Below are 23232 nucleotides of genomic sequence, written 5' to 3' on the forward strand. Positions count from 1 at the left end.
CGTAATCATTACGATTTAAAGGAGAGATCATTTCATGAAAAAAGTACCTATCACTGTATTAAGTGGTTTTTTAGGATCTGGAAAAACTACCTTACTACATCACATTTTGACTAATAAGAATAACTTAAAAGTAGCTGTTATCGTTAATGATATGAGCGAAGTAAACATTGATGCATCTCTTATAAAAAAGGGTGGTTTTTCACGTACGGAGGAAAAACTAGTAGAAATTCAAAATGGCTGTATTTGTTGTACACTACGAGAAGATTTAATGATAGAAGTGAATCGTCTTGTGGAAAATGGTGATATTGACTATATTATTATTGAATCTTCTGGTATAAGCGAGCCTATTCCAGTTGCTCAAACGTTTACTTATACAGACGAAGTTCTTAACATTGATTTAACGAAAAATTGTCGCCTCGATACGATGGTTACAGTTGTAGATGCAAACAGATTTTGGGATGATTTTGCAGATGGAGAAAGTTTATTAGACCGAAAACAAGCAATCGATGAGCATGATACCCGGGAAGTTATTGATTTATTAATAGATCAAATTGAGTTTGCAAACGTAATTATTCTTAATAAGATAGATTTGCTAGAAAAAGAAGATGTGATAGAGCTTCATCATTTACTAAAAAAATTAAATCCTAATGCAAAAGTTCTTGAATCTTCGTTTAGCAAAGTACCATTACAAGAAATTTTAAACACAAATCTATTTAATTATGAAGAAGCCAGTCAATCGGCCGGCTGGATACAAGAATTAAATAGTGACTATCATACACCGGAAACGGAAGAATACGGTATCAATTCCTTTGTTTACCGCCGCAAATATCCTTTCCATCCCGAGCGCCTTATGAATTGGCTAGAAAAATGGCCTTTAGATGTTGTAAGAGCGAAAGGATTCTTCTGGCTGGCATCTCGTAATAATATGATAGGGCTTCTATCTCAAGCAGGTTCCTCTATTACAATTCAAGGAGCCGGTGAATGGATAGCCGCATTACCTGAAACTGAAAGAAATCAAATGATTGCAGAAGAACCAGAAGTATTAAAAAACTGGGACGAGCGATATGGAGATCGAATAACTGAGCTCGTATTTATCGGTATTGATATGAATCGTTCTGTGATTGAACAATCATTAGATGATTGTCTATTAACAGAAAAGGAAATGGGACAAAAGTGGAATACATTTATTGATCCTATTCCGGCTTTTACTTATACTTCATAATAATTAATAAAAGGCTTCAGTAGAATGAAGCCTTTTTACTTTATAGCACTCTTATTTAATAGGTTTGCTTTAATTATAAATACAATTGTACCTAAAACAATTAATATAACATATACGATACCAACTACATCCCCTATTTTTTCTAAGCCAAGCGGTAATATTATAGTAGCAACTCCAACTATATAAGAAAATGCTCCTGAAAGCTTCGCTAATTTATTTTTATCTCCAACAAACGTTTCTTCTTGATATCCTGCTAACAAAAACAACCTCTTTTTCACATGTATTTGATACCCTAAAAAAATGATAAGTAACCCAACAAATAAACAAACTAAAAATCCAGCTAACATATACTCCCCCTCCTCTACAATATCTTACTATACATAAAAAAAATAAAATTAGAAATTTCAGTTTATTAACGAGTTATTCTGTGATATATTGCATATTGTATTCAATTTATATTTTTAGAAAGGAGAATTTTAAATCATATGAATTCAAATCGATTAAAAGGAATTATAATGGTCATAATCGGTGCTTGTTTATGGGGCTTGTCTGGTACAGCTGCACAACAGCTTTTTCAATATGACAATGTTTCAACCGAATGGTTAGTTACGATCCGTTTACTTATATCTGGAATTATTTTGCTCATTATTTCCTCATTCGGAACGAGAAAAAAAGAGATATTTGGCATTTGGAAACAAAAATCTGATGCTATTAAAATGATTTTGTTTGGTCTATTCGGTATGCTTGCTGTACAGTATACGTATTTCGCTTCAATTAAAGAAGGAAATGCTGCCGTGGCAACATTATTACAATATTTAGCTCCTATATTCATCACTGTATACTTACTTTTCAAATGGAACGTTCGTCCATCAAAAATTGATTTCATTTCAATTACCCTTTCATTAGTAGGCACTTTTCTCTTACTAACAAACGGGTCTGTTCATAACTTGGCTGTTTCTACACCAGCTATTATTTGGGGTATTTTATCTGGATTATCTCTCGCTTTTTATAGTTTATATTCAAAGGAATTGTTAGAAAAATGGTCTTCCTCCGTTATCGTTGGATGGGGCATGATTATTGGGGGTATTGGTGTAACGATTGTACACTTTATTTCTACAAACGAATTCATTTTATTATCAACTATGAAATATGTAAAACTAAGTACCCTACCGCTCATCACATTTGTCGTCATTTTCGGGACACTTATTGCCTTTTATTTATACTTAGACAGCATACGATACCTGACTCCGAAAGAAACAACATTATTTGGTTGCACAGAACCACTCGCAGCTATTATTTCTTCTGTACTTATATTGCACGTGCCATTTCAATCTTTTCAGTTATTAGGCGCTTTTTGTGTCATTGTAATGGTGCTCATCTTAAGCCAAAAACCGGATGAAGGGAAACAAAAATTAAAGCTTGTTCATGCAAAAAAGGAAAATATACAATGAAAGGATTGAATTCACTATGCCTGTCCCTCAAAATTATAAAAAACCAGGAAGAATTTCAGCAAAATCACTTGTTTTAAATCAACTACAAAATTGGATTATTGAAGGTGTACTGAAGCCCAATGAAAAAATTAATGATGGGGAATTGGCTGAGGCACTCGGAGTAAGCAGAACACCTGTAAGAGAAGCGCTTCAAATATTAGAGCTTTCTGGATTAGTGGAAATGGTACCAGGACAAAAAACGAAAATTGCTCCTATTAAGTTAGACGACGTATCTATCATTTATGAAACGATGGCTGGTCTTCACTCTATTATAGGAAAGCAAGCTCTTCAAAACATTACAGACGCTGATATTCAACTACTTTCTGAAATAAATGATCATTTTCAGCACTCTATAGAGAAAAAAAACGCAAAACAAGCTTTAAAATTAGATATACAATTCCACAATACAATTTCTTCTATTGCTAAAAACCAATATATTGAACCCTTTCTAGAAAATATGCAACTTCACGTTTTACGTCTTGAATATTTGTTTTTCCAAAACTTTGTTCCAGCAAGTCAATCTATTGAAGAACATCACTCTATCATTCAAGCATTACAGAAGCAGGACGAAAAACAAATGGAACAAATAATGACCCAAAACTGGCTCCGTCCCATGAAAGAAATACAAAAAATAATTTCTACGAAATAAAAGGAGAGCTGGTTACACAAAATCGTAACCAGCTCTCCTTTGACTAATCTATATAGCTATGCCTGAACATTTGCATAATCTTCCATATCTTCGTACTCTTTTTCCAACTCCTCTAAAGACAGCTCGTATAATTGTCGGTCGCGAATCTTAAACACACCTGCTCCAATTAACTCATCAATTAAATGCCTCTTACGATTTTCAACAGCAAAACGGAGTTGACTACTCATCTTTTAAAAAACTCCTTTCTACGATCATTGAAAATGATAATCTTTATCAATTACCACTTTTGATTATAAAAGATGACTCTTTATAAGTAAAGTAATTTCATGAAATATTTACCTTGCAAAGTATTTGTGGCCACATTATATATATGTATGCCGTGCGAAAAATGTTATGACACTTTTTCTTATCCTTTTTCTTTCATACTTTGCAAGTTGTCTCATCATGATTAAATTCACCATCTATTTCTACTTGAATGGTGACATGTTCTACATGAAATTTCTCCTTTAATACATACGTAGCCTCTTTTAATACACTTTGCGTTTCATTCCCTTTAATAATAAGATAACATGTTAATACTTGAAAATCTGATGTGACAGACCATATGTGCAAATCATGAACTTCTTTGACAATCGGAATATTTAATAACGTACTTTTTACCTCTTCAACATTTATGTGCTGTGGTGCACCTTCCATTAATATATGAACCGTATCACGTGTTACACGCCATCCACTAATAATGACTAAAATAGACACAAGAATACTAGCAATCGCATCTGCAGCAGTCCATCCGAAAAATTTAATAAGTAACGCAGCAATGATCGCTCCGACGGAACCCAATAGATCGCCTAGTACGTGCAGGAAAGCACTTCTTAAATTCAAATTACCTTTCACATCTCCGCCTCTCATTAATATCCAAGCTGATAAAATATTAATAAGCAGACCAAGGACTGCAATAATGAGCATCCCATTACTAGCAATCTCAATTGGTTCTTTAAAACGACGGATTGCTTCAATAAAAATGTATACCGAAATGACAATAAGAACGACACCGTTACATAATGCTGCTAACATTTCGACTCGCTTATATCCATATGTTTTCACAGTTGTTGCTGTTTTTTCTCCGAGTTTAAACGCAAGTAAACTTAAAGCTAAAGATACTGCATCACTTAGCATATGCCCCGCGTCAGATAGTAGTGCTAAGCTATTTGTTACAAATCCACCAACAACTTCTGCAATCATAAAACTTGTTGTTAGTAGGAAGGCAATTAGTAACGCCTTTTTATTTTTTGAATGACCATGATCATGCGAATGTCCCATACTTATACTCCTTTAAGTACAATATCTGTATGTTAGTATGAAACAAACTCCCCATCTTTATCCCGAATCGACTGATTGTAAACGCCCGCTTCCTCTGTATACACACTTCGCTACTTTTTAGACAATCCCTTTTTCTCAAATAAAAACAAGACTACTTCTTTTTTATTTTCATATTGTTTACTAATGAAAGAATTTTTAAGGAGGTTACTAAAATGAAACGTTTATTTCTCTGTATGGAACGTGAACTTGTTGTAGTGAAAGAACAATATGATAACTATGAAACGACTTACCACTTACAAAATATGCAACCTACCTGTATCGCTGTTGATCCGTTCCGCCCAAACCGTGTATATTGCGGAACATTTGGACGAGGTCTATGGTTAAGCGACGATAGCGGGGATTCATGGAGACCCATTGGAGATTCTTATCGTTACTTTGATTTCCCTAAAGAAGATGGTATTTTGCACTCCTCTATCACTTCTATAACAATAAGCTCAAATGAACAAGTTAACGGATATGGTGTCGTTTATGTCGGCACAGAACCGAGCGCTTTATTTCACTCTGAAAATGGTGGTGAAACGTGGACTGAACTTAAAAATATGAAATCATTATTATCTTCTTATACGTGGGCTTTCCCGCCTAGACCTTTTACCCATCACGTACGCTGGATTACAGTTGATCCAAACAACCCTAATACAATACACGTTTCAATCGAAGCTGGTGCTGTTATTCAAAGTAACGATAAAGGGCATACATGGATTGATAAAAAATTCGGTGCCCCTATCGATGCACATCAATTACTTATGCACCCTGAAGCACCAAATCGCCTTTATGCATCATGTGGTGACGGATTTATGGGCGGACCTGATCGTGCATATCTTGAAAGTTATAACAATGGAAACAGCTGGATCTCATGTAGTGAAGGACTTGAACATCATTATTTATACAGCATGGCAATTGATCCAGCTGATTGTGATACGATTCTCGTTTCTGCCGCGCCAAGTGCTGATCTCGCTCATCATCGTATCCCTTATGAATCTTATATTTATCGAAAAACGAAAGATACTCCTTTCCAGCAAGTACAACAAGGACTACCATCTGCAATCGGTACAGTCATTTCGATGTTTGCTACAAACAAGGTAGAACCACATACGTTTTACACGTTAAATAACAATGGTGTCTTTCAATCCAATGATAGCGGCGAATCGTGGGAACAACTAAACATTCCGTGGAAAGATGAATATAAAACGCAGCATCCGCATGCACTACTCGTCACTAGTTCTTAACGAAAAAAGACTGCCTAAATGATTTTAGGCAGTCTCTCTTTTATTTCTTTAAATCAATGACAATATCATCTAATACAATACCCTTATTGCCTCCCAATCTTCGAGGTACAAAACGCTCCTTTACTTGTCCTTCAACTATTGTTACCGATCCATAATTTTCAGGAGTGTGGATTCTTAAATTAACGTGAGGTGTTATTATTAACTTAGTAGCGTTCTCATTAAGTTGTTGGAATGTTTTACTCCAATTAAAATTATAAGAATCTTCACCTGAACCTCCATTTCCTTCTCCATAATACTGATTACCTAAATCATCTCTCACTTCTAAATCGACATCCACTCCATCCCATACACCCCTTATCTTTTGAGATACTTCTTGGTTGTAATATAGAATAAACGAAATTGGTGTTATTTCCATTCTCTCCATATTTACTTTGACACCATCTTTTTCTGTACTACCTCCAATCAATGTCTCTTTATTTTCTATTCCTTTTAGATTAATATTAAAATTCCAATCCCCTTTTATCTCTTCTTCAGTTTCTAAAATGGCTATACTTTGTACATTCCATTCAACATTCACTATAGTTTCTTTACTACCAACTAGATCGCTACTTGTTTTTATTAAACCTGTATATTTTCTATCTGCGACTTTAGTAATTTTATTGCTACCTGATTGGGTACCTGCTCCTTTAATAGTTAAAAAATCCAACGTACTTGGATTTTCGCCTAGATCTCTGTTACTTTCTATAGAATAGTTTATTGATACTGTCTTCCCATCAAAAATGGCATCATTAATCGTTATCTTTATTCCCTTGCTTTCTTTTGTCATATTTAGTACTGTAGTGTATTGTTTATAATTATAATGAGGCTCCATTATCTTCCCTGCGTCAGTTTTAGAGTTTTCATATAACCCTGTTCTACCATTATCTAAAAATCGGAATATGTCCCCTACAATTGGCAATCCCCCCGCATATGTAGGAAATCCGATACCGAGTGTTGCAACTGATAATCCTACTAAAATAGATGCAGCAGCCACACCTTTTTTCCAACTTTTCATCTTTTTCTTCGTACGTATCGATTGTTTTACATTTCGTTTTACTTTTTCCTTTTCAATTTCAGAAGCCTCAATTTCTTCTAGTTCTTTTTCGTCTATATCAATATCATTTAATAGTTCATAAATGTCTTTCATATTGCACTACCTCCAAAACTAATATTCGTAGCATTTTGTTGTAGTTTCTTTTTCCCACGGTACACTCGATTATCAATTGCTGCCCGAGTTAATCCTAACTTGTCACCTATTTCCTCTGTCTTCATACCAAATAAATATTTCATAATGAACACCTTTTGATCTAGCGGTTCTAATTGATTAATGAGCTTCAATAATTCTTCCCTATCTTCCATAACGATTAATTCGTCTTCTGCTGATTTTTCTGTACTGATATGAAACTCATCTGAAATGATTTCTACCGTTTTAGTCGATTTCCGGTAATAATCAATTGCTTTAAACTTTGCAATCGCTGCAATCCACTTTTTAAAATCACTCGGCTCTCCATGAAATTTATTTGCGTTATTCCAAATGGAAAGAAATATATCGTTTATACATTCCTCTATGAGTCCATCATTTTGAATGGGAAGTAGAACTTTATGCGTGATCCCCTTTATGAGTGGTAAGTATGTATCGACAACAAATTCTAACGCGTCTTCTTTTTGCCGCTGTAATCTTTTTATAAAATTTTTCTCATTTGATTTCATGTAGCGATTCCCCTTATTGTTTTGTAAAAGCTTTTACACCCTATATAACGTCTGAGAAAATTTTTTCTCTCATCTTTTTATTTTTTGTATGTAATGGAATACTTTCCCTTAGCCATTGTCTCACATAACTATGCGTTCAAAGAAAATTTTCTCAAGTCTGTAATTTAATTCATGTAGTACACTATTTATATAGTCACTTTTTAACTTAGTGTACATTTTATTTCGTTAATCTACTATTTTAATTTAGGAGATGAGATGTGTATGTGTGGAATTACAGGTTGGGTAGATTGGAAGGAAGACCTTTCAAATCAACATGTTATTTTAAAAAAGATGGCAAATAGTATTGAGCATCGTGGTCCAGATGCTGAAGGATTTTGGTTTTCACCTCATGCGGCCTTTGCACACCGGCGTTTAATTGTAATTGATCCAGAAGGCGGGACACAGCCGAAGACATTCCGTGCTGGTGATTATACGTATGCTCTTACCTATAATGGAGAAATTTATAATTTCCGTGAACTTAAAGAGCAGCTTCAAAAATGTGGGCATGCATTTGAAACCCATTCAGATACAGAAGTATTACTACATGCTTATTTAGAATGGAAAGAAGACTGCGTGCGATATTTAAACGGAATTTTCGCTTTTGCCTTATGGGATGATCAGAAGCAACAATTGTTTTTAGCACGAGATCATTTAGGTGTAAAACCACTCTTTTACACAGAAAGAAATGACAGTATTATTTTCGGCTCTGAAATTAAAGCATTATTAGCGCATCCATCTGTCCCTGCTGAACTTGATGCGGGTGGAATAAATGAAATATTTGGATTAGGCTTATTTCGCACTCCAGGATGTGGCGTCTTTAAACATATTCAAGAAGTACGTGCTGGACATTCTATAACATTTACACGTCATAAAAAAGTAGTTACGAAGTATTGGAATTTAGAAAGTAAGTTCCATACAGACTCTATAGAAGATACATCTTCGCATATTTTATCTATTTTACAAGATACAGTAAAAAGACAATTAATTGCCGATGTTCCTCTCGTTTGTATGTTATCAGGCGGATTAGACTCTAGCGGTATTACTGCACTTGCGGGTAAAGAATTTGCTGCGGAAAATAAAACACTTCATACGTATTCCGTTGACTTTGTAAATAGTGCAAAAGATTTCGAGCTGACATTTGCTCGCACTGGTTTAGACGCTCCTTGGGTAAAACGCGTTTCTGAACATGTAGGGACAGCGCATCATGATATTATTGTGAATGCTGAAGAATTAGCAAATCACTTATTCGTTCCCCTTCATGCGAAAGATTTACCGAGTGCTGGTGAAATGGAAACTTCACTATATTTACTATTTTGCGAAATGAAAAAAGATGCGACCGTAGCTTTATCCGGTGAATCGGCTGATGAAGTATTCGGTGGATACCCTTGGTTTCATCAAGAAGAATTACTATATGTAGATAAGTTTCCTTGGCTAACAAATTGGAAAAATACATCTCCTCTTCTACTAAATGAAGTAAGTAACCAATGTAATCTAGAAAACTATATTGATACACGATTCCAAGAAGCGATACTTGAAGTACCTACTCTTGAAGGAGAAAGTAAAAAATCCGCGAAACAACGCCAAATGTTTTATTTATTTTTAACACGATTCCTTCCTTTCTTACTTGACCGTAAAGATCGTATGAGTATGGCTGTTGGATTTGAAGTTCGTGTACCGTTTTGCGATTATAGATTAGTTGAATATTTATGGAATGTTCCTTTCAACATAAAAAGTATTGATAATATTGAAAAAGGCATTTTACGTAGAGCACTACAACCAGCTTTACCTGACGATGTACGTAATAGAAGAAAAAGCGCTTATCCAACTTCACAAGATCCACACTACTTACAAACAATCGGTAATTTAACACTTGATATGTGTAGCAATAAAAACAATCCTATTTTCTCACTTATTAACCATTCCATCTTACTTTCAATTGCTGATCAAAGTAATAAAGAGATTAACAATTTTGAAGCAAGAAGTGCCATGGAGTATATGCTACAAGTAAATGAATGGTTAAAAACATATCACATCCATATTGCTTAACAAAAAGGAGTTCAAGGATAAAAACCTTGAACTCCTTTTATATTAATTAGCACATTGTTTATTATCAGTATCAATAGACCATCCAATAATCGTGGCACAGTCTCTACCTTTCCACTGCAGTACATTTGTTAATACGGGCTCAATCTGCAAGCTATTTCCGTCGTGTAATATTTCTACTAAAGATTGATCATCATCAAACCTTCGTTTGTCACACTCTAAAATACCGTCCGTTGCCATTACAATGTGATTCATTCCTTTTTCTAATCCTCTTACACCTGACGTAAAGCAAGGTGTATTTGCTGCAAAAATATTTTTCCTGCCAATATATTCGTAATTCTTCCGTTTATTTAATCGTCCTTTTCCATTTTTCGTTTTCTCAGAATGGAATAAATACGCGAAACAATCACCAACTGATAACCAATATAAAAATTCGCCTTTTCGTAAACAAATTAAGCAAGCGAGTTCCTCATCATCTTGATCACACTTTTTAATAAATAACTCATCTGTAAATAACGCTAATAAGTACATATGTGTATGATGGAAAGCTAAATGTATTGGATATGAGAATAACTCTTTTAGTTTTTCTTTTCTTTCCGAAATCGCTTCTATTATATAATCTATATTTTTTGTTTTGTGATGTGTATCAAAAATCATAACAAATTCAAATTGTAATTCAGGATCCCACCAAGCCAGCACCGCATCTCCTCGTTCATATGCATCACTCTCTTGATTTCCCCCATATACGCCGACTGAAAGAGGACCACATTTTTCAACATGTATTTCATCTACATACATCTGTTCATGACTAATCCATTTGAATGTATTCACAGCTATCATCCTCTCTCTTGCTAAATGTATACCTTTACACATAGATTACCTTATATTTCAATAAAAATAAACTTTTTCAACATTTTTTATCCAAATAAAAGGGTTTTATTTCTGAAATCACGAATATATCTTACTATACGATATAAAAAGGAGATTTATTATTATGTACAACATTAATCAACATTGGGAGAGCATTTATTATCACTTACGATACGAATACGAGGACAACCTTTCCCACCAAGCAATTCGTATTTTACAAATCGTTTCTCGTGAGAAAGATATAACAATTGGAAAAGTCGCTACTGAGCTTAGTCTTTCTCATAACACAGCATCTGAACATATAAAACGCCTTATTCAAAAGGGTTTCATCGTTAAAGAGAGAAATAAAAAAGATGAAAGAGTGGTAAACCTTACATTAACAATTGAAGGAATTGAAGTATTAGAAAAACATACTTTACTAGATAAAGAAAAGATAAAAATATTAGAATCACAGTTATCAACAGAAGAACAACAATTAATTGAAAAAGCATTTTCCTTATTAGCGAAGGAGGCAAAATATGCATTTCCTCGTTAAAATAATCGTTTCGGCACTTATTATCGGCGTTATCACTGAAGTCGCTAAACATTACAGTACGATAGGTGGCTTTATTGCTGCCCTTCCTCTCGTGAGTTTACTTAGTTTATTTTGGATTTCATTCGAAGGCGGAAATAAACAAGAATTGAGTCAATTTGCTTTAGGGGTATTATATGGATTCCCCGCATCAGCACTACTATTATTTATGGTCTATATTGGTTTAAAAAATTCATTTACACTTAGTACATCTGTCCTACTTGGTATAGGTGTTTGGTGTATCGTTTTTGCTTGTCAAAAATTATTTCAAGCTTAGGAGGAATTAACATTCATAAATTTGTAGAAATAATGGGGCAAAATATAGAAGTACATATAAAAGGAGATGGTAAACAAACTGTAGTCATTCAAACCGGAATGACTTGCTCATTTTATGATTGGTTTCCTATTATAGAAAAGCTTTCAGAGCACTTTACAGTTGTTTCATACCATCGCCCAGGTTACGGAAAAAGTGATTTAGGCAATCAGCCGCGTACAATAAGGCAAGTTACAAAAGAGCTACATATGTTACTAAACAAACTAGCTATTCAAGAACCATTTATTCTAATCGGTCATTCCTATGGAGGATTATGTGCACAACATTTTGCGATGTTACATGAAGATAAGCTGCAAGCACTTATTTTAGTTGATTCTACTTCGATGAACTTACACCGTTTAGATGAACTTCATTTACCAATTTCTGATCAAACTGATTCTGATGATGTTTGGTTTCAAAAATATAATATGTATTCAAAAATGGATGTAGACACACTTTATAACGAACTAAAACCTATTCTCACCGATCAATCAAAACAGCAAATTGAATTCTCTACCTCGCCTTCATTATATAAAGCGACAGCTTCTGAACTATCGGAGTGGAAAAACTGTGCTCTCTCACTAAAAGAGCTATGTAAAACATTAGAAATACCATTAATCGTTATCGGTAGAGATCCTCAATATTCTATTACTCAATTGACTAATGGTGGCATGCCAAAAGAGGAAGCAACACAACTTGAAGCAATGTGGCAAGAACTAATTCACGAACAATTACACCTCTCAACTAACAGCCAATATATTCTTGCCGAACATGCTAGTCACGGTATAGAAAATGATCGACCAGATATTATTATTGAGGCGATTCATTTCTTACAAATAAAAAAAGGAAGCAACTAAAGCTGCTTCCTTACTTATCTATTCATAATCTTCTTCATCATCGATTTCTTCGTAATATGAACTTCCATTACTTACATATATAGGGCCATTCGCAACATCAATACGTAGTACCCACGCCCATGGCACAGCTAAACGTTTATGTATCGCTCGCCAAAAGCTCATTGATTTTCTTTCGTACTCCTGGAACTCCTGAAGCAACTCTTTGTAGGAGGAACCGTCTAACTGAATATTTGCTTCTAACAAACGAGAATGGGCATAGTACTGTAACTCTAGTTCAGCAGCAATTTCCATTTCTTCTTCCGTTGCCATACCAATGATTGTTCCATCTTCTGGTGCAATTTCATATACGTTTTGAACTTCAATAAGCCCTTCTTTCTCTTTCTCAAACATGTAAACAGCCTCCTTTAACATATATTTTTTATGTTACAAAGTCATACTTCTACAATAACTTCTCTCTTTCCTCTTTTTTTGATAAACTTTTACAAAATATTTAACCGATGACCTGTTTTCTCTATTCTTTCAGCAGAAATGAAACGATTTTTATCAAAATTTAATTTATACACATCAGGCATATGAAGTGTTTTCCAAAACTCAAAATCATATTTCGAATTAAAATAATTCATGAGTAATACCATAATATTTCCATGCGTACCTATTACAATATTCTTACCTTCATATTGTTTTAATATATTTTGCATACATATTACAGCGCGCTTTTGTGCGATATCATTCGATTCTCCGCCTTCGTATGCAAAACTCCAATCTTCCCACACATTCTGCATAGCATCATTAAAATTTGGTACTGGCTCTGTGCTCAATAATCTTTCACGCAAATCTTCTTCTGTTTGTATTGATAATTTATATGTATTCGCAATTCCTTGTACAGTTTGGATTGCTCTTTTGTACGGACTAGAAATAACAACATCAATATGTTTATCTTTTAATAAATGTGTTACATTCTCTGCATCACAGTGCCCTTTTTCAGATAAAGGTCGTTCCCGTTCTTCTTTTGTATATGTAGAATGGGCATGGCGAACGAAATATATTGTTGTCATTTTTCAACCTCCTTTCTTATTTTCAATTTATATTCAATAATAAGATTGGAAAATCCTGTATTACAAAAGAGCACTTTTCATAAGTGCCCCTTTGTTTACATAATAAAATTATTTCATTATAATTTATTTCTGAATTCCTCACTTATGACAATATCTCGAATAAAGTAATCCATATTACTTAGAAGCTTTTCAAATGCTTTTTCACTCAAATTGTTCATCATAAAGACAATCTCAATCTTATTCCCTTTTTTATCAGTACCATAGAAACTATTTGTTAATACAAATGCAGTAGAACCACCTTTCTGTCCAGCAAATTCGAACATACCCTCTCCTACGGTTCCTTTAAATATATTCTCAATCTCACCTTGCATTTGTGGTGTAAAATAATTTCTGCTATTTATCTTTTCCAGTAAACTCATGTAATCCTTCGCATTTGCACCTATAAACCGATCTGACCAAATACGCTGAAAATCCATATCGGCTTTTAACGATATCTCGCGTTTTGTCCATTCTTTCTCGTCTTTCATCCATTCATGTATTTGCCATACATGCTTAACATATTCATCATTAGACATATTACGTAGCTTGTCCAATGCTTTATTTTGAGGAATATGCAGTTCTTTTTCAACATAGCCCCTCATATATAATGCCCCTGTATACGTTGGATAAAATTCATCGTGACTATTTAAGCCTAACTCTTTCAAACTTTCATTTATCCGCGCTGCTCCAAGCTTGTCCAATAAATATGATGCATTCGCATTCGAACTATAATGGATCATTCCTTTCACTACTTCTTCTAAAGAAGTTTGACCACCCTTCACTAACTCTTTACCTTTTACATCATCTAGCCATGCAGGGTGTGCACCACCATCAGTATTTTTCACATAGTATTTTTCTAATTCTTTCAATGAAATTTTCTCGTCTTTTCTTATTTTCCCTTCAGCTACTTGCTTAGCATATTCAATTGCTATAACGATTTTCGACATACTTGCTAGCGGTAATTTTTCTTTTTCATTTATTGATGTCAATGTTTCACCATTTCTTTTAACAATTAAAGAAGTTGTTTTATCATCCTTATGTTCTTTTATGTAATTTAGCACATAATTAGAGTCTTCTTTGGAATTGACATATTCCTTCACTGAAAAGAAAGCTATACAGCCTACTATAGTAATTCCAGCTATAATTCCAACAACTTTTAATCCCCTCATGATACTCCCCCTAAAATAAACATATTATATATTATACTAAATAAATTTCCCTTTTTAAGTAATAATTAGATTATTTATACAAAAATACTTCTTTTCTTAAACAACAAAAAAAACATGCCTTCATTAGGAAAGCACGTTTTGTGATATTCTTCACATTGTTTAGTTAAAAAATAAATGTTTACTTACCATGATGTAACATTAAATCACTAAGTTCTTCTTCAATGTGATTTAATTTCGCAACGCCTTCTTTCCATTTATGAATATAACGTGAAACCCCAACGAAAAACAAAACAATAATTGTGGAAAGAATAATACCATATACGATTGCTACAGTACTCATAGTTACACTTCCTTATAATTAGTAATGTGGTTATTAGTTATATTTTTATTATAAACCTTTTTCTTTTAAAATACTTCGATTTCAACTTTTTGTAACAAAATTGATTTTTCTAACATTTCGTTCGTGAAAATGGCATATTTTTCACAAATTATACAAAACTTCACCATATGTACTATTACCATATGAGTTATATTATTAAATAGAATAAAGGGGATGATATACTATGACGACTTGGTTTATTGTAATGTTAGTTGTATTTGGAGCATTTAAAATTATCGTTTCTAGCCTTCCTAACACTGTTATTGAATCCATTATTAGCAAGTACGAAACACATCCACAACTTGAAGAAGAGAATGTGACTATTACAATTCACGGAAATAACGTAGAAGGCGAACAGAAATCAAAAATTATTCATGATTTTAACGAAGGTTTATTTTTAGATCGCTATTATGCACCACCACACAATGAGGGTACGCCTTTAATTATCAATGCAAAACGTGGCAAAAAAGATTTCACATTTTATATTTATAGTCACGAGGAGCATGTTGATGTTGTAAAACAATATAAAAAGAAGGTAGTTGCTTATAGTTTACGCTCTAAAAACCTTCAAAATAGTGATATGTTCGTGTCAGCTGACTTAGCTTAATACTCATATATTTGAAAAAGGAATCCACGAAATATGGATTCCTTTTTTCTCATTTACTGAAAAATAAGCTCTGTCTTCAAACTATCTTTCGGTAACAACCAGCCTTTTTTCTCTAAATTCGCCATTAATAATTCCCTTTGCTTTGTCGCAATACTTTCTTCATTTGTTTTAAATGACACTTCTATTACGAAGTCATCTTCTAATTTTCCGGTATTACTTAATGGCCAAATTTCAATATTTGCTTTTATGTTTTCAAAATCTCCTGTATATCGTTTCATTAATACAGGACCGTAAATATGGGAATTCTTTAACATCTCTTCTCCCCAATTTGTATACAACCATTTGTTCATTTTCCCTGGTAATTTTTCTATTAACATGTTTTGAGCAGCTTGTTTATTTGGTAAATCAAGTATTCCATATCCTTTAGCACTGTAACTTTTCTTATTTGAAATGCTTAATGTTTTCTTCTCAAATCCCCAATCTATTTCCGCCTCATAACTATCCGTATTACTATCGAATCCTTCTTTTTTAGCTACTTCTAGTGCATCTTGAATTACACCATTTGGAATAGGATATCTTTTTTTATATGTTAGTTCAAAATCTTTACTAAATTCTTTCTTTCGAATTCTAGCAAACCAACCTTCCTCGCTTAAACTTTTATTCGCAGTATCTAAAAATTGCACTTGTATTCTTTCATATTTTGTACCAGCCTGGAAATGTTCTAACACCTCTTGCTTCATCTCTTTGTTATCACCTAATACTTGTTCTGGCTTCAATAATAACTTTACTTCAAAACTAGGTTTCATTGGACTAGCAGCAAACCCTTCCTTAACGTTATAAAGGAAACAACAAAAGAAAATGCTTACGAATACAAATACTTTTTTCATATACCTATCCCCTTTGCATGTTAAATGACTTCTATACGTTCCATTGCAAGTGAATATACATTTTCATATCCTGCTGAACTTAGCTTTTGTTGTAATCGATCCGTATCCTCTTTCAAAGCGTGCACTAGCACCGTATGTTCTGGTAATAATGTATTTAACATCTCTTTAACGTCTCTTATACTTTGGTGAACTTTATATGGAACTCGCTTCACCCTACATTCTTTACCTACATACTCTTTCATAACTTTTTCTGCAAAACTCCCTTTCGCAATATGCCCAGTAAAAATAACGGCATTTCGCTTTTCATTCCGAAGTTGTTCATAATATAACTGCGCTCGTTTCGTTTGCATATTCGCATCACTCATTACAACTATTCCGTAACTATTTTGCATACTAATGTCATTATCCATCACTATTATGTTTCTTTTTAAACTCTCCATAATCCATTTAAATTCTTCATTATTTTTTATCCAATCTTTATATACGAACATCTCTTCAAATCCAGCCAAAATTTCTTTATCTACTATAAGCGGAAATTCTTTATATCGTTCATATAAATACAATACTATATCTTGCGCCCTACCAAGTTGTGGAAGCGGTAATAATGCTATTCCTTTATTTTGCATAACTCGTTCAATTTCTGCACATAGTTCGTTTACACGTTCATTTTGCGAAACATCATCTGTGTGATAAGCGGCATCCACAATTGCGATTTTTATATTGTGGCCCAATTTCTCAGGTAAATTAGCTCGTAGTATATTAGACTCTGCTGAATAGTCACCTGAATAAAATACGTATGTATTACACATATCAACTAAAAACCAAACAGCTCCCAATACATGGCCACTATATCCCCATTGAAACCGCAGTGTAGGAGTAATTTGTACCCATTTATTTGGATTGCTAATCTCATCAATACATACATAATTTAAATCTTTTATATGTTGGTCGCTATAAGGTAAATTCCACCCTTGCAGCACATTATAGTTTCTCCATTTTTCATAATATAACGGCAGTTGCTCCTTCGTATAACGAGTCGTCCAAATTTTTTTCTTATAGCCATACTTCGCTAATAAAGGTAAACCCATCGTATGATCTTCATGAATATGTGATAAAAATACCGCATCTAAAAATGGAACAGCTTCTCTCTCTATTTTTGGATAACTATCCTCATAAGATCGATTAATACCACAATCAAATAATATTTTCGTCTCTTTATTTTTTACAAAATAGCAGGAGCGACCGTATTCTCCTGCTCCTCCCCATACTTCCACTCTCATCATGCTACCCCTTTTCGTTTTTGCTCCATATGTTGTAGCAGTAATAAGCATATTGTTGTAAGTCCAACAGAAACAACGGCCATCGCCATGCCTATAGATACTTCACCCTGTTCAAATTGAGCAAAAATAAACGTTGCTGACGTTTCTACTGATGGAGGTAATACGAGAAGCGATGCTACTAACTCTCTTATCGAAATTGTAAATGTCATCGCCCATCCAGCAAGAATGCCTGGGATAATAAGAGGCAATATTATTTTTCTAAAAATATAAATATAATTTCCAGAAAAAACACTTCCTGCCTGCATGAGAGAATCATCAATTTGTCCGAGTGATGATTTTACATATTGCACCGTGTAAGGTAAAAACAGCACAACATACGTTACGATAACCATGACTGGTGTATTGTAAATTGACATAGGCATATATGGTGAATTCCAAAATAGAATAAGACCTACAACCATAACGATTCCTGGTACCATATTCGGTAACATACCGCACATATCAAGCCATTTTTCAGAGGTTTTTTTCCCCTTTCGAATCATAAGTGCCAAAAAGACTCCAATCATTACCGCTATAATCGCTGTTACGAGTGAAAAAAGAAAACTATTCCATAAAGCCTCTAATCCCGGAGATCCCATTGTAAACAATGCCTCATAATGGCTTGTTGTAAAGTTATTTACATGTAAACCGCCGCCTCTTAATTTTGACAAAGAAGCAATAAGTATAGAAAAGTATGGAATTCCAATTGATACGATTAATAAACCAATTACATACATCCATGCTACAACGCGCGTAAATATAGACAAAGTATATCTTTTAGATTTCACACCTTTTCCACTAACTATTGCATATGAATACTTTCGATTCAATACATTTTGCATATACCAAATAAGCATACAAGCACTAAGTAATAAAGAAGATAATGCTGTTGCACTACTAAAATCAATTGGCCAACTCGAAATAAATTTATGGATTTCTGATGTTAACACGTGGAATCCTATTCTACGTCCGAATGTAGCCGGTGTTCCAAATTCAGCAATCGTCTTTACGAAAATGAGTAAAGCACCCATTACATAACTTGATACTAATAACGGTAATATTATTTTTCTTAAACGATAGAAAAAACTTCCGCCATGAACTGCTGCAGCTTCTTCTTTACTACTCCCAATCTGAAGTAACGTGTTTTTCAGCATGAAATAAAGAAATGGGAATAAATGCAGACTCATAATTAAGACCATACCTCCTAAACTAAAAAACGATGATGAAACTGTCTTTAGCATAGGAAAAAATTGTTCAAAATAGCCGTTAGGTTGCATGAACAAAATCCAGCCCATCGATCCAATATACGGCGGTGTCATAAATGGAATCATAAAAACAATATCTAACTTACTATACTTTCCTACATCTGTTTTGCTCATAATAAATGCCAATGGAAATGCAAATATTGTAGCTCCTATTACAACGAGTACACCTAGAAGCATCGAATTTAGAAAAATCCCAGCTAATCCACCACTCTGTATCACTTCAAAAGGCTTTAAAAAATTCCAACTGCTATTTTCATATACACTAGAAAATAAAATAAGAAAAAGTGGAATGACGATTAACATCGCCACAAGTAATAATGCTACCGTCATTCCAACTTGTCTTACTGATACGAATCGATTTACCATGGAATCACCATCTTATTGAAATACTTTCTTAAATTGTTTTCCTATTTCATCTTGCTCTTTCTCAACTGTTTTCCAATCAATATTTAATACTGGAATCTCTTCTACATTTGGTCTATTTTCAGCTTTTATATCTGTTCTACCAGGCAATAAATACGCTTTAGAAACTTGTTTTTGTACATCATCGGATAATAAATAATCAATAAACTCTTTTGCACCTTCAACATTTTTACTATCCTTCATAATCCCAGCTGCACGTGGGCTAATAACTGTTCCGCTTTTTGGATATACAATATCAACAGGTTCACCCTTTGCTTTTGCGCTATACGTCATATAATCAACACCCGCAATGACCATATCTTTCGCACCTGTTACAACTGGGTCTAACGCTTCCTGATTTGCTCCTGCTACTGTAACTTCATTTTTCTTAAGCTGCTCAAATAAATTCCATCCATCTTGTCCATTCTTTTTCACGTATCCTGTTACAAAGTCTAAAGCTGAACCTGAAAGTGCTGGATCTGGAAGATTCACTTTCCCTTTCCATTCTCCTTTCGTTATATCGCTCCAATCTTCAGGCGCTGTCTTCACATTTTTTGTATTGTACACAATCCCTAATGCTGAAGCACTATACCCGAAATAATGTCCTTTATCATCTGACCATTCAGAACGCAGCTTATCAGCTTGTTTCGCTTCTTTATAAGCTAACGTTTGACCCTCTTTCTTTAATCCTTCCATCGCTGGTAATGATGCAAGTACGACTACATCAACGACTGGATTTTTCTTTTCAGCTTCCATTCTCGCTAAAATTTTACCAGTTGTCCCTTGAAACATTTCCACCTTTATACCAGTTTTCTTTTCAAAGTCTTTTTGAATTTTTTCTGCTAACCCTTTTGGCCCTGCACTATATACAACAATTTTCTTTTCAGTCGTATTTTTACTTTTCGCATCTGCATTGCCTGTCTTTGAACTACACCCTGTTACTACAGCCGAAAATAATAAAGTACATACAAATAAAGACTTAAGCGAACTGAATTTCTTCATACGATTCTCCCCCTATATGATGAATACATTTTTTTGGCACATATAACGATACTGGTTTACCGATGCTTAGCTTACTATTGTGATAGGCTGTCCAGATGCCTAAAGTCCCCATATTTACTTTCACTTCATAACGTTCTCCTACATATGTAACGTGCTGAATTTCACCTGTATACATTTCGCACACATCATTTTTTGTCCAACTCACATGCTCTGGACGAATCATTTTTTCACCCTCTACAAGCCAATTCGCCTTACCAACAAATTTGGCAACAAATTCATGAGACGGTTTCACATAAATATCTTCCGGTGTTCCTTTTTGTAATACTTCTCCTTGTTTCATGACAATAATTTGATCTGACATTGACATTGCTTCTGTTTGGTCGTGAGTGACATACAGTGCAGTTAAACCAATGGAATGAACGATATCCATAAGCTCTATTCTCATTTCTTCTCGCAAAATTGCATCGAGTGCACTTAGCGGTTCATCAAACAAAATAAAATGAGGTTTTGTTACAATTGCTCTAGCGAATGCGACACGTTGTTGCTGTCCACCAGAAAGTTCGTGTGGATACCGTTTCTCCATACCTTGCAGGCGAACTCGCTTTATCGCATCTTCTACTTTTTCTCGTAAATGATTCGTTTGCTTTGTAGCCCTTAAACCAAATGCAACATTTTCAAAAACAGTCATGTGCGGCCATAAAGCAAAATCTTGAAATACCATACCGATATTCCGTTCATGAGGAGATGTCTTTATCTTTTTTGCAGCAGAATACATGCACTGGTCTCCAAAATATATTTCTCCCTTATCCGGTTCCTCAAGCCCTGCTATCATTCTAAGTAAAGTCGTTTTCCCACACCCCGAAGGCCCTAAAAGTGTAGTAAATTCCCCTTGTTTCATTACAATCTGCAACGGCTTTAACGCCTGTGTTTTTCCAAATGTCTTTTCTAATCCACTAATTTTAATATCCATTGCTTCACCTCTCTCCCCTCATTCTTAACCTGCTTTCATTCTATATGGAAGATTTATACTGAATGTTAATGTACTGTAAAGATTAAATTAAAAAACTTCTAATAAACTATTTATTTCTATAGATTTTTTCTATATTTAAAATAAAAAAGGCGGCAATTCATAATGAATCTCTTAAAATTAGAAATTGTAGTACTTATTAAGAAATACAAAAAGCTTACAATCGTTGCAGAAAAACTTGGCGTTAAACAACCAACTATTACATTTCATATAAAAAGCTTAGAAGAAGAACTCGGTGTGTCTTTATTTGAATTACGTTCTGGAAGGTATTTCTTAACAGAGGCTGGTGAGGCTTTGCACCATTATGCTTGTAAAATAGATGCGCTTATGAAAGAAGCTAGACGTGTCACGCAAGAGTTTAAAGATTTTCATAAAGGTGCTATAACAATCGGCGCTAGTTATGTACCAGCGACTTATCTTTTGCCAGAAGTCGTTCATCAATTTCAATGCGAATTTCCCAATATAAAAATAACGCTACTAGTGAAAACAGCCCCTGAAATTCGAATGATGCTACAAAATCACGAAATCGATCTTGGGATAATTTCCGCTGCTCCATTTGATGAACCACTTTTAAAACAAACGAATATAATGCCCGATACACTTGTTCTTGCCTTTTCCAAAGAACATCATTTTTCAAAGAAAGACAATGTATCGTTACAAAATATCGAAAAGGAACGTATACTATTGCATCGTAATCCATCTACAACGAGAGATTTACTTACACAATGGACGTTGGCGCACAACATTACATTCCAATCTGAAATTGAATTAGACTCATTAGAAACGATGAAACAAATTTTAAAATATGGTAATGGAATTGCCTTTATTTCTAAACTTGCTATCGAGCAAGAAATACAACGAAATGAGCTATGCTATATACCAATCCCTGAATTTGAATTTCAGCGTAATATTTATACGATTCATCATGAGGACAGATGGAATTCTAAAATCATTTCTTTTTTACTACAAAGCATCACTTCATTTACAACAAAAAATTAAAAGGCTGTCGTTATGCACGACAGCCTTTTAAACTATAAATCTATTTATTTTTCTTTGCCTCAATTTTTGCTTGCGCCTCTTCAGCCTTATCTAATGCTTCTGATACTTTCTTCTCTTTTTCTTTCACTTCATCTATACTATCGACAGCTTTAATAAGTTTATCGATTCCTTCTTCTTCTACCTTTCTACGCTTTGCCACTCTTTCATTTACTTTCTCTTCCACATCTTTTGCTTTTTGAAGCATATTCTCTGCATTTGATGTTACAGCTTTTTCAAGTTCATCATCTTTTTTCTTTTGTAACACTTCATTTGCAATGTCTTTCGCTTCTAAATACTTACCGTCTTTTAATGCTGTTGCTCCATGATCCATTTTCTCAGCAACTTCTTTATATGATTTCGCTTCGTTTCCTGATTTTTCTTTTTCTGCTTTTTCGAACCACATTGTTGCATCACTATACTTTTCATCTTTCAATGATTGCATACCTGTTTCAATATATGTGTCATAATTGCTACATCCAGCCATTACGACTAATAGAAAAAGCATAACAAAACTTAATTTTTTCATGCTGTTGTCTCCTTTTCTTTGCAAGCTCACTTTACTTTAACATACATGAAAAAGAGTTTCAAAAACTAAAATACTAATTTAGTCATTTTTATAATGATAAGTCAAATT

Annotated in this window: 27 protein-coding genes; 10 read left to right on the forward strand and 17 right to left on the reverse strand. The window is 34.0% G+C overall.

What is annotated here, in order from left to right:
- Nucleotides 1–34: 34 nt before the first annotated feature.
- Nucleotides 35–1222 (forward strand): GTP-binding protein, encoded by a 1188-nt coding sequence (locus tag MR107_RS10910; RefSeq protein WP_242292364.1) that lies wholly within the window; start codon nucleotides 35–37, stop codon nucleotides 1220–1222.
- Nucleotides 1223–1257: 35 nt separating this feature from the next.
- On the opposite strand, the gene MR107_RS10915 is transcribed toward MR107_RS10910, so the two are convergent.
- Nucleotides 1258–1569, reverse strand: a complete 312-nt coding sequence (locus tag MR107_RS10915) for a DUF3784 domain-containing protein (RefSeq protein WP_017673981.1) — start codon at nucleotides 1567–1569, stop codon at nucleotides 1258–1260.
- A 138-nt stretch (nucleotides 1570–1707) separates the two neighbouring features.
- On the opposite strand from MR107_RS10915, the gene MR107_RS10920 reads away from it, so the two are divergent.
- Together MR107_RS10920 and MR107_RS10925 are read left to right on the forward strand one after the other, a co-directional pair.
- Nucleotides 1708–2673 (forward strand): DMT family transporter, encoded by a 966-nt coding sequence (locus MR107_RS10920; RefSeq protein WP_242292365.1) that lies wholly within the window; start codon nucleotides 1708–1710, stop codon nucleotides 2671–2673.
- 16 nt (nucleotides 2674–2689) lie between these two features.
- Nucleotides 2690–3361, forward strand: a complete 672-nt coding sequence (locus MR107_RS10925) for a GntR family transcriptional regulator (protein WP_088338813.1) — start codon at nucleotides 2690–2692, stop codon at nucleotides 3359–3361.
- 56 nt (nucleotides 3362–3417) lie between these two features.
- Here MR107_RS10925 and fbpA read toward each other — a convergent pair whose 3' ends face one another.
- Both fbpA and MR107_RS10935 read right to left on the reverse strand, forming a co-directional pair.
- A complete protein-coding gene (gene fbpA / locus MR107_RS10930; RefSeq protein ID WP_000098303.1) occupies nucleotides 3418–3588 on the reverse strand; it encodes a Fur-regulated basic protein FbpA in 171 nt (56 codons plus the stop codon).
- Nucleotides 3589–3781: 193 nt separating this feature from the next.
- Nucleotides 3782–4681, reverse strand: a complete 900-nt coding sequence (locus tag MR107_RS10935) for a cation diffusion facilitator family transporter (RefSeq protein WP_242292366.1) — start codon at nucleotides 4679–4681, stop codon at nucleotides 3782–3784.
- 212 nt (nucleotides 4682–4893) lie between these two features.
- Between MR107_RS10935 and MR107_RS10940 the strand changes: the two genes are divergently transcribed.
- A complete protein-coding gene (locus tag MR107_RS10940; RefSeq protein ID WP_078385193.1) occupies nucleotides 4894–5967 on the forward strand; it encodes a WD40/YVTN/BNR-like repeat-containing protein in 1074 nt (357 codons plus the stop codon).
- Between the two features lie 40 nt (nucleotides 5968–6007).
- Here the strand turns inward: MR107_RS10940 and MR107_RS10945 are convergent, their stop codons facing one another.
- Together MR107_RS10945 and MR107_RS10950 are read right to left on the reverse strand one after the other, a co-directional pair.
- A complete protein-coding gene (locus MR107_RS10945; protein WP_000653121.1) occupies nucleotides 6008–7153 on the reverse strand; it encodes a DUF4179 domain-containing protein in 1146 nt (381 codons plus the stop codon).
- A complete protein-coding gene (locus MR107_RS10950; protein ID WP_053564809.1) occupies nucleotides 7150–7716 on the reverse strand; it encodes a sigma-70 family RNA polymerase sigma factor in 567 nt (188 codons plus the stop codon). The genes MR107_RS10945 and MR107_RS10950 overlap by 4 nt, the downstream gene beginning before the upstream one ends.
- Nucleotides 7717–7977: 261 nt before the next feature.
- Between MR107_RS10950 and asnB the strand changes: the two genes are divergently transcribed.
- Nucleotides 7978–9801, forward strand: a complete 1824-nt coding sequence (asnB, locus tag MR107_RS10955; RefSeq protein ID WP_242292367.1) for an asparagine synthase (glutamine-hydrolyzing) — start codon at nucleotides 7978–7980, stop codon at nucleotides 9799–9801.
- Between the two features lie 42 nt (nucleotides 9802–9843).
- Here asnB and MR107_RS10960 read toward each other — a convergent pair whose 3' ends face one another.
- On the reverse strand, nucleotides 9844–10671 hold the full coding sequence (locus MR107_RS10960; RefSeq protein ID WP_002040904.1) for a PP2C family serine/threonine-protein phosphatase: 828 nt from the start codon (nucleotides 10669–10671) through the stop codon (nucleotides 9844–9846).
- Between the two features lie 121 nt (nucleotides 10672–10792).
- Between MR107_RS10960 and MR107_RS10965 the strand changes: the two genes are divergently transcribed.
- Genes MR107_RS10965 through MR107_RS10975 form a run of 3 tightly spaced genes read left to right on the forward strand, consistent with a single transcriptional unit; the run spans nucleotide 10793 to nucleotide 12409 of the window.
- A complete protein-coding gene (locus MR107_RS10965) occupies nucleotides 10793–11203 on the forward strand; it encodes a MarR family winged helix-turn-helix transcriptional regulator (protein ID WP_000282376.1) in 411 nt (136 codons plus the stop codon).
- A complete protein-coding gene (locus MR107_RS10970) occupies nucleotides 11187–11516 on the forward strand; it encodes a DUF3147 family protein (protein ID WP_242292368.1) in 330 nt (109 codons plus the stop codon). Before MR107_RS10965 ends, MR107_RS10970 begins: the two co-directional genes overlap by 17 nt.
- Nucleotides 11477–12409, forward strand: a complete 933-nt coding sequence (locus MR107_RS10975; RefSeq protein ID WP_002179077.1) for an alpha/beta fold hydrolase — start codon at nucleotides 11477–11479, stop codon at nucleotides 12407–12409. Before MR107_RS10970 ends, MR107_RS10975 begins: the two co-directional genes overlap by 40 nt.
- Nucleotides 12410–12427: 18 nt before the next feature.
- Here MR107_RS10975 and MR107_RS10980 read toward each other — a convergent pair whose 3' ends face one another.
- The 5 genes from MR107_RS10980 to MR107_RS11000 form a co-directional block, all read right to left on the reverse strand.
- Nucleotides 12428–12799, reverse strand: coding sequence for a hypothetical protein (locus tag MR107_RS10980; protein ID WP_000461779.1), 372 nt, complete (start codon nucleotides 12797–12799; stop codon nucleotides 12428–12430).
- A gap of 89 nt (nucleotides 12800–12888) precedes the next feature.
- Nucleotides 12889–13464, reverse strand: a complete 576-nt coding sequence (locus tag MR107_RS10985; RefSeq protein WP_242292369.1) for a histidine phosphatase family protein — start codon at nucleotides 13462–13464, stop codon at nucleotides 12889–12891.
- Nucleotides 13465–13580: 116 nt separating this feature from the next.
- Nucleotides 13581–14672: a serine hydrolase gene (locus MR107_RS10990; RefSeq protein ID WP_227078010.1), complete on the reverse strand. Its 1092-nt coding sequence runs from the start codon at nucleotides 14670–14672 to the stop codon at nucleotides 13581–13583.
- Between the two features lie 178 nt (nucleotides 14673–14850).
- Nucleotides 14851–15012 carry a hypothetical protein gene (locus MR107_RS10995; RefSeq protein ID WP_000108701.1) on the reverse strand — a complete coding sequence of 54 codons (162 nt, stop codon included), beginning with the start codon at nucleotides 15010–15012 and terminating at the stop codon, nucleotides 14851–14853.
- A gap of 65 nt (nucleotides 15013–15077) precedes the next feature.
- Nucleotides 15078–15194 (reverse strand): hypothetical protein, encoded by a 117-nt coding sequence (locus tag MR107_RS11000; RefSeq protein ID WP_001987133.1) that lies wholly within the window; start codon nucleotides 15192–15194, stop codon nucleotides 15078–15080.
- A gap of 41 nt (nucleotides 15195–15235) precedes the next feature.
- Here MR107_RS11000 and MR107_RS11005 point away from each other — a divergent pair, with 41 nt between their 5' ends.
- A complete protein-coding gene (locus MR107_RS11005) occupies nucleotides 15236–15658 on the forward strand; it encodes a YfmQ family protein (RefSeq protein WP_000214603.1) in 423 nt (140 codons plus the stop codon).
- A 53-nt stretch (nucleotides 15659–15711) separates the two neighbouring features.
- On the opposite strand, the gene MR107_RS11010 is transcribed toward MR107_RS11005, so the two are convergent.
- Genes MR107_RS11010 through MR107_RS11030 form a run of 5 tightly spaced genes read right to left on the reverse strand, consistent with a single transcriptional unit; the run spans nucleotide 15712 to nucleotide 21503 of the window.
- Nucleotides 15712–16545: a hypothetical protein gene (locus tag MR107_RS11010; RefSeq protein WP_078421024.1), complete on the reverse strand. Its 834-nt coding sequence runs from the start codon at nucleotides 16543–16545 to the stop codon at nucleotides 15712–15714.
- 20 nt (nucleotides 16546–16565) lie between these two features.
- Complete coding sequence (locus MR107_RS11015; RefSeq protein WP_242292370.1) at nucleotides 16566–17828, reverse strand: MBL fold metallo-hydrolase; 1263 nt, start codon at nucleotides 17826–17828, stop codon at nucleotides 16566–16568.
- Nucleotides 17825–19495 carry an ABC transporter permease gene (locus MR107_RS11020; RefSeq protein WP_063246155.1) on the reverse strand — a complete coding sequence of 557 codons (1671 nt, stop codon included), beginning with the start codon at nucleotides 19493–19495 and terminating at the stop codon, nucleotides 17825–17827. Before MR107_RS11020 ends, MR107_RS11015 begins: the two co-directional genes overlap by 4 nt.
- Nucleotides 19496–19507: 12 nt before the next feature.
- Entirely contained in the window at nucleotides 19508–20533 is a 1026-nt protein-coding gene (locus MR107_RS11025) for an ABC transporter substrate-binding protein (protein ID WP_025709170.1), read from the reverse strand.
- The gene (locus MR107_RS11030; protein WP_000351829.1) at nucleotides 20511–21503 is read right to left on the reverse strand and encodes an ABC transporter ATP-binding protein; all 993 of its coding nucleotides are present in this window, start codon (nucleotides 21501–21503) and stop codon (nucleotides 20511–20513) included. The genes MR107_RS11025 and MR107_RS11030 overlap by 23 nt, the downstream gene beginning before the upstream one ends.
- 162 nt (nucleotides 21504–21665) lie before the next feature.
- On the opposite strand from MR107_RS11030, the gene MR107_RS11035 reads away from it, so the two are divergent.
- A complete protein-coding gene (locus tag MR107_RS11035) occupies nucleotides 21666–22559 on the forward strand; it encodes a LysR family transcriptional regulator (protein ID WP_001050612.1) in 894 nt (297 codons plus the stop codon).
- Between the two features lie 40 nt (nucleotides 22560–22599).
- Here MR107_RS11035 and MR107_RS11040 read toward each other — a convergent pair whose 3' ends face one another.
- Nucleotides 22600–23124 carry a COG3014 family protein gene (locus MR107_RS11040; RefSeq protein ID WP_000736438.1) on the reverse strand — a complete coding sequence of 175 codons (525 nt, stop codon included), beginning with the start codon at nucleotides 23122–23124 and terminating at the stop codon, nucleotides 22600–22602.
- Between the last annotated feature and the right edge of the window lie 108 nt (nucleotides 23125–23232).

This window comes from Bacillus cereus group sp. BfR-BA-01441, assembly GCF_022663075.1.
In the GTDB taxonomy this organism is placed as follows: Bacteria; Bacillota; Bacilli; order Bacillales; family Bacillaceae_G; genus Bacillus_A; species Bacillus_A cereus.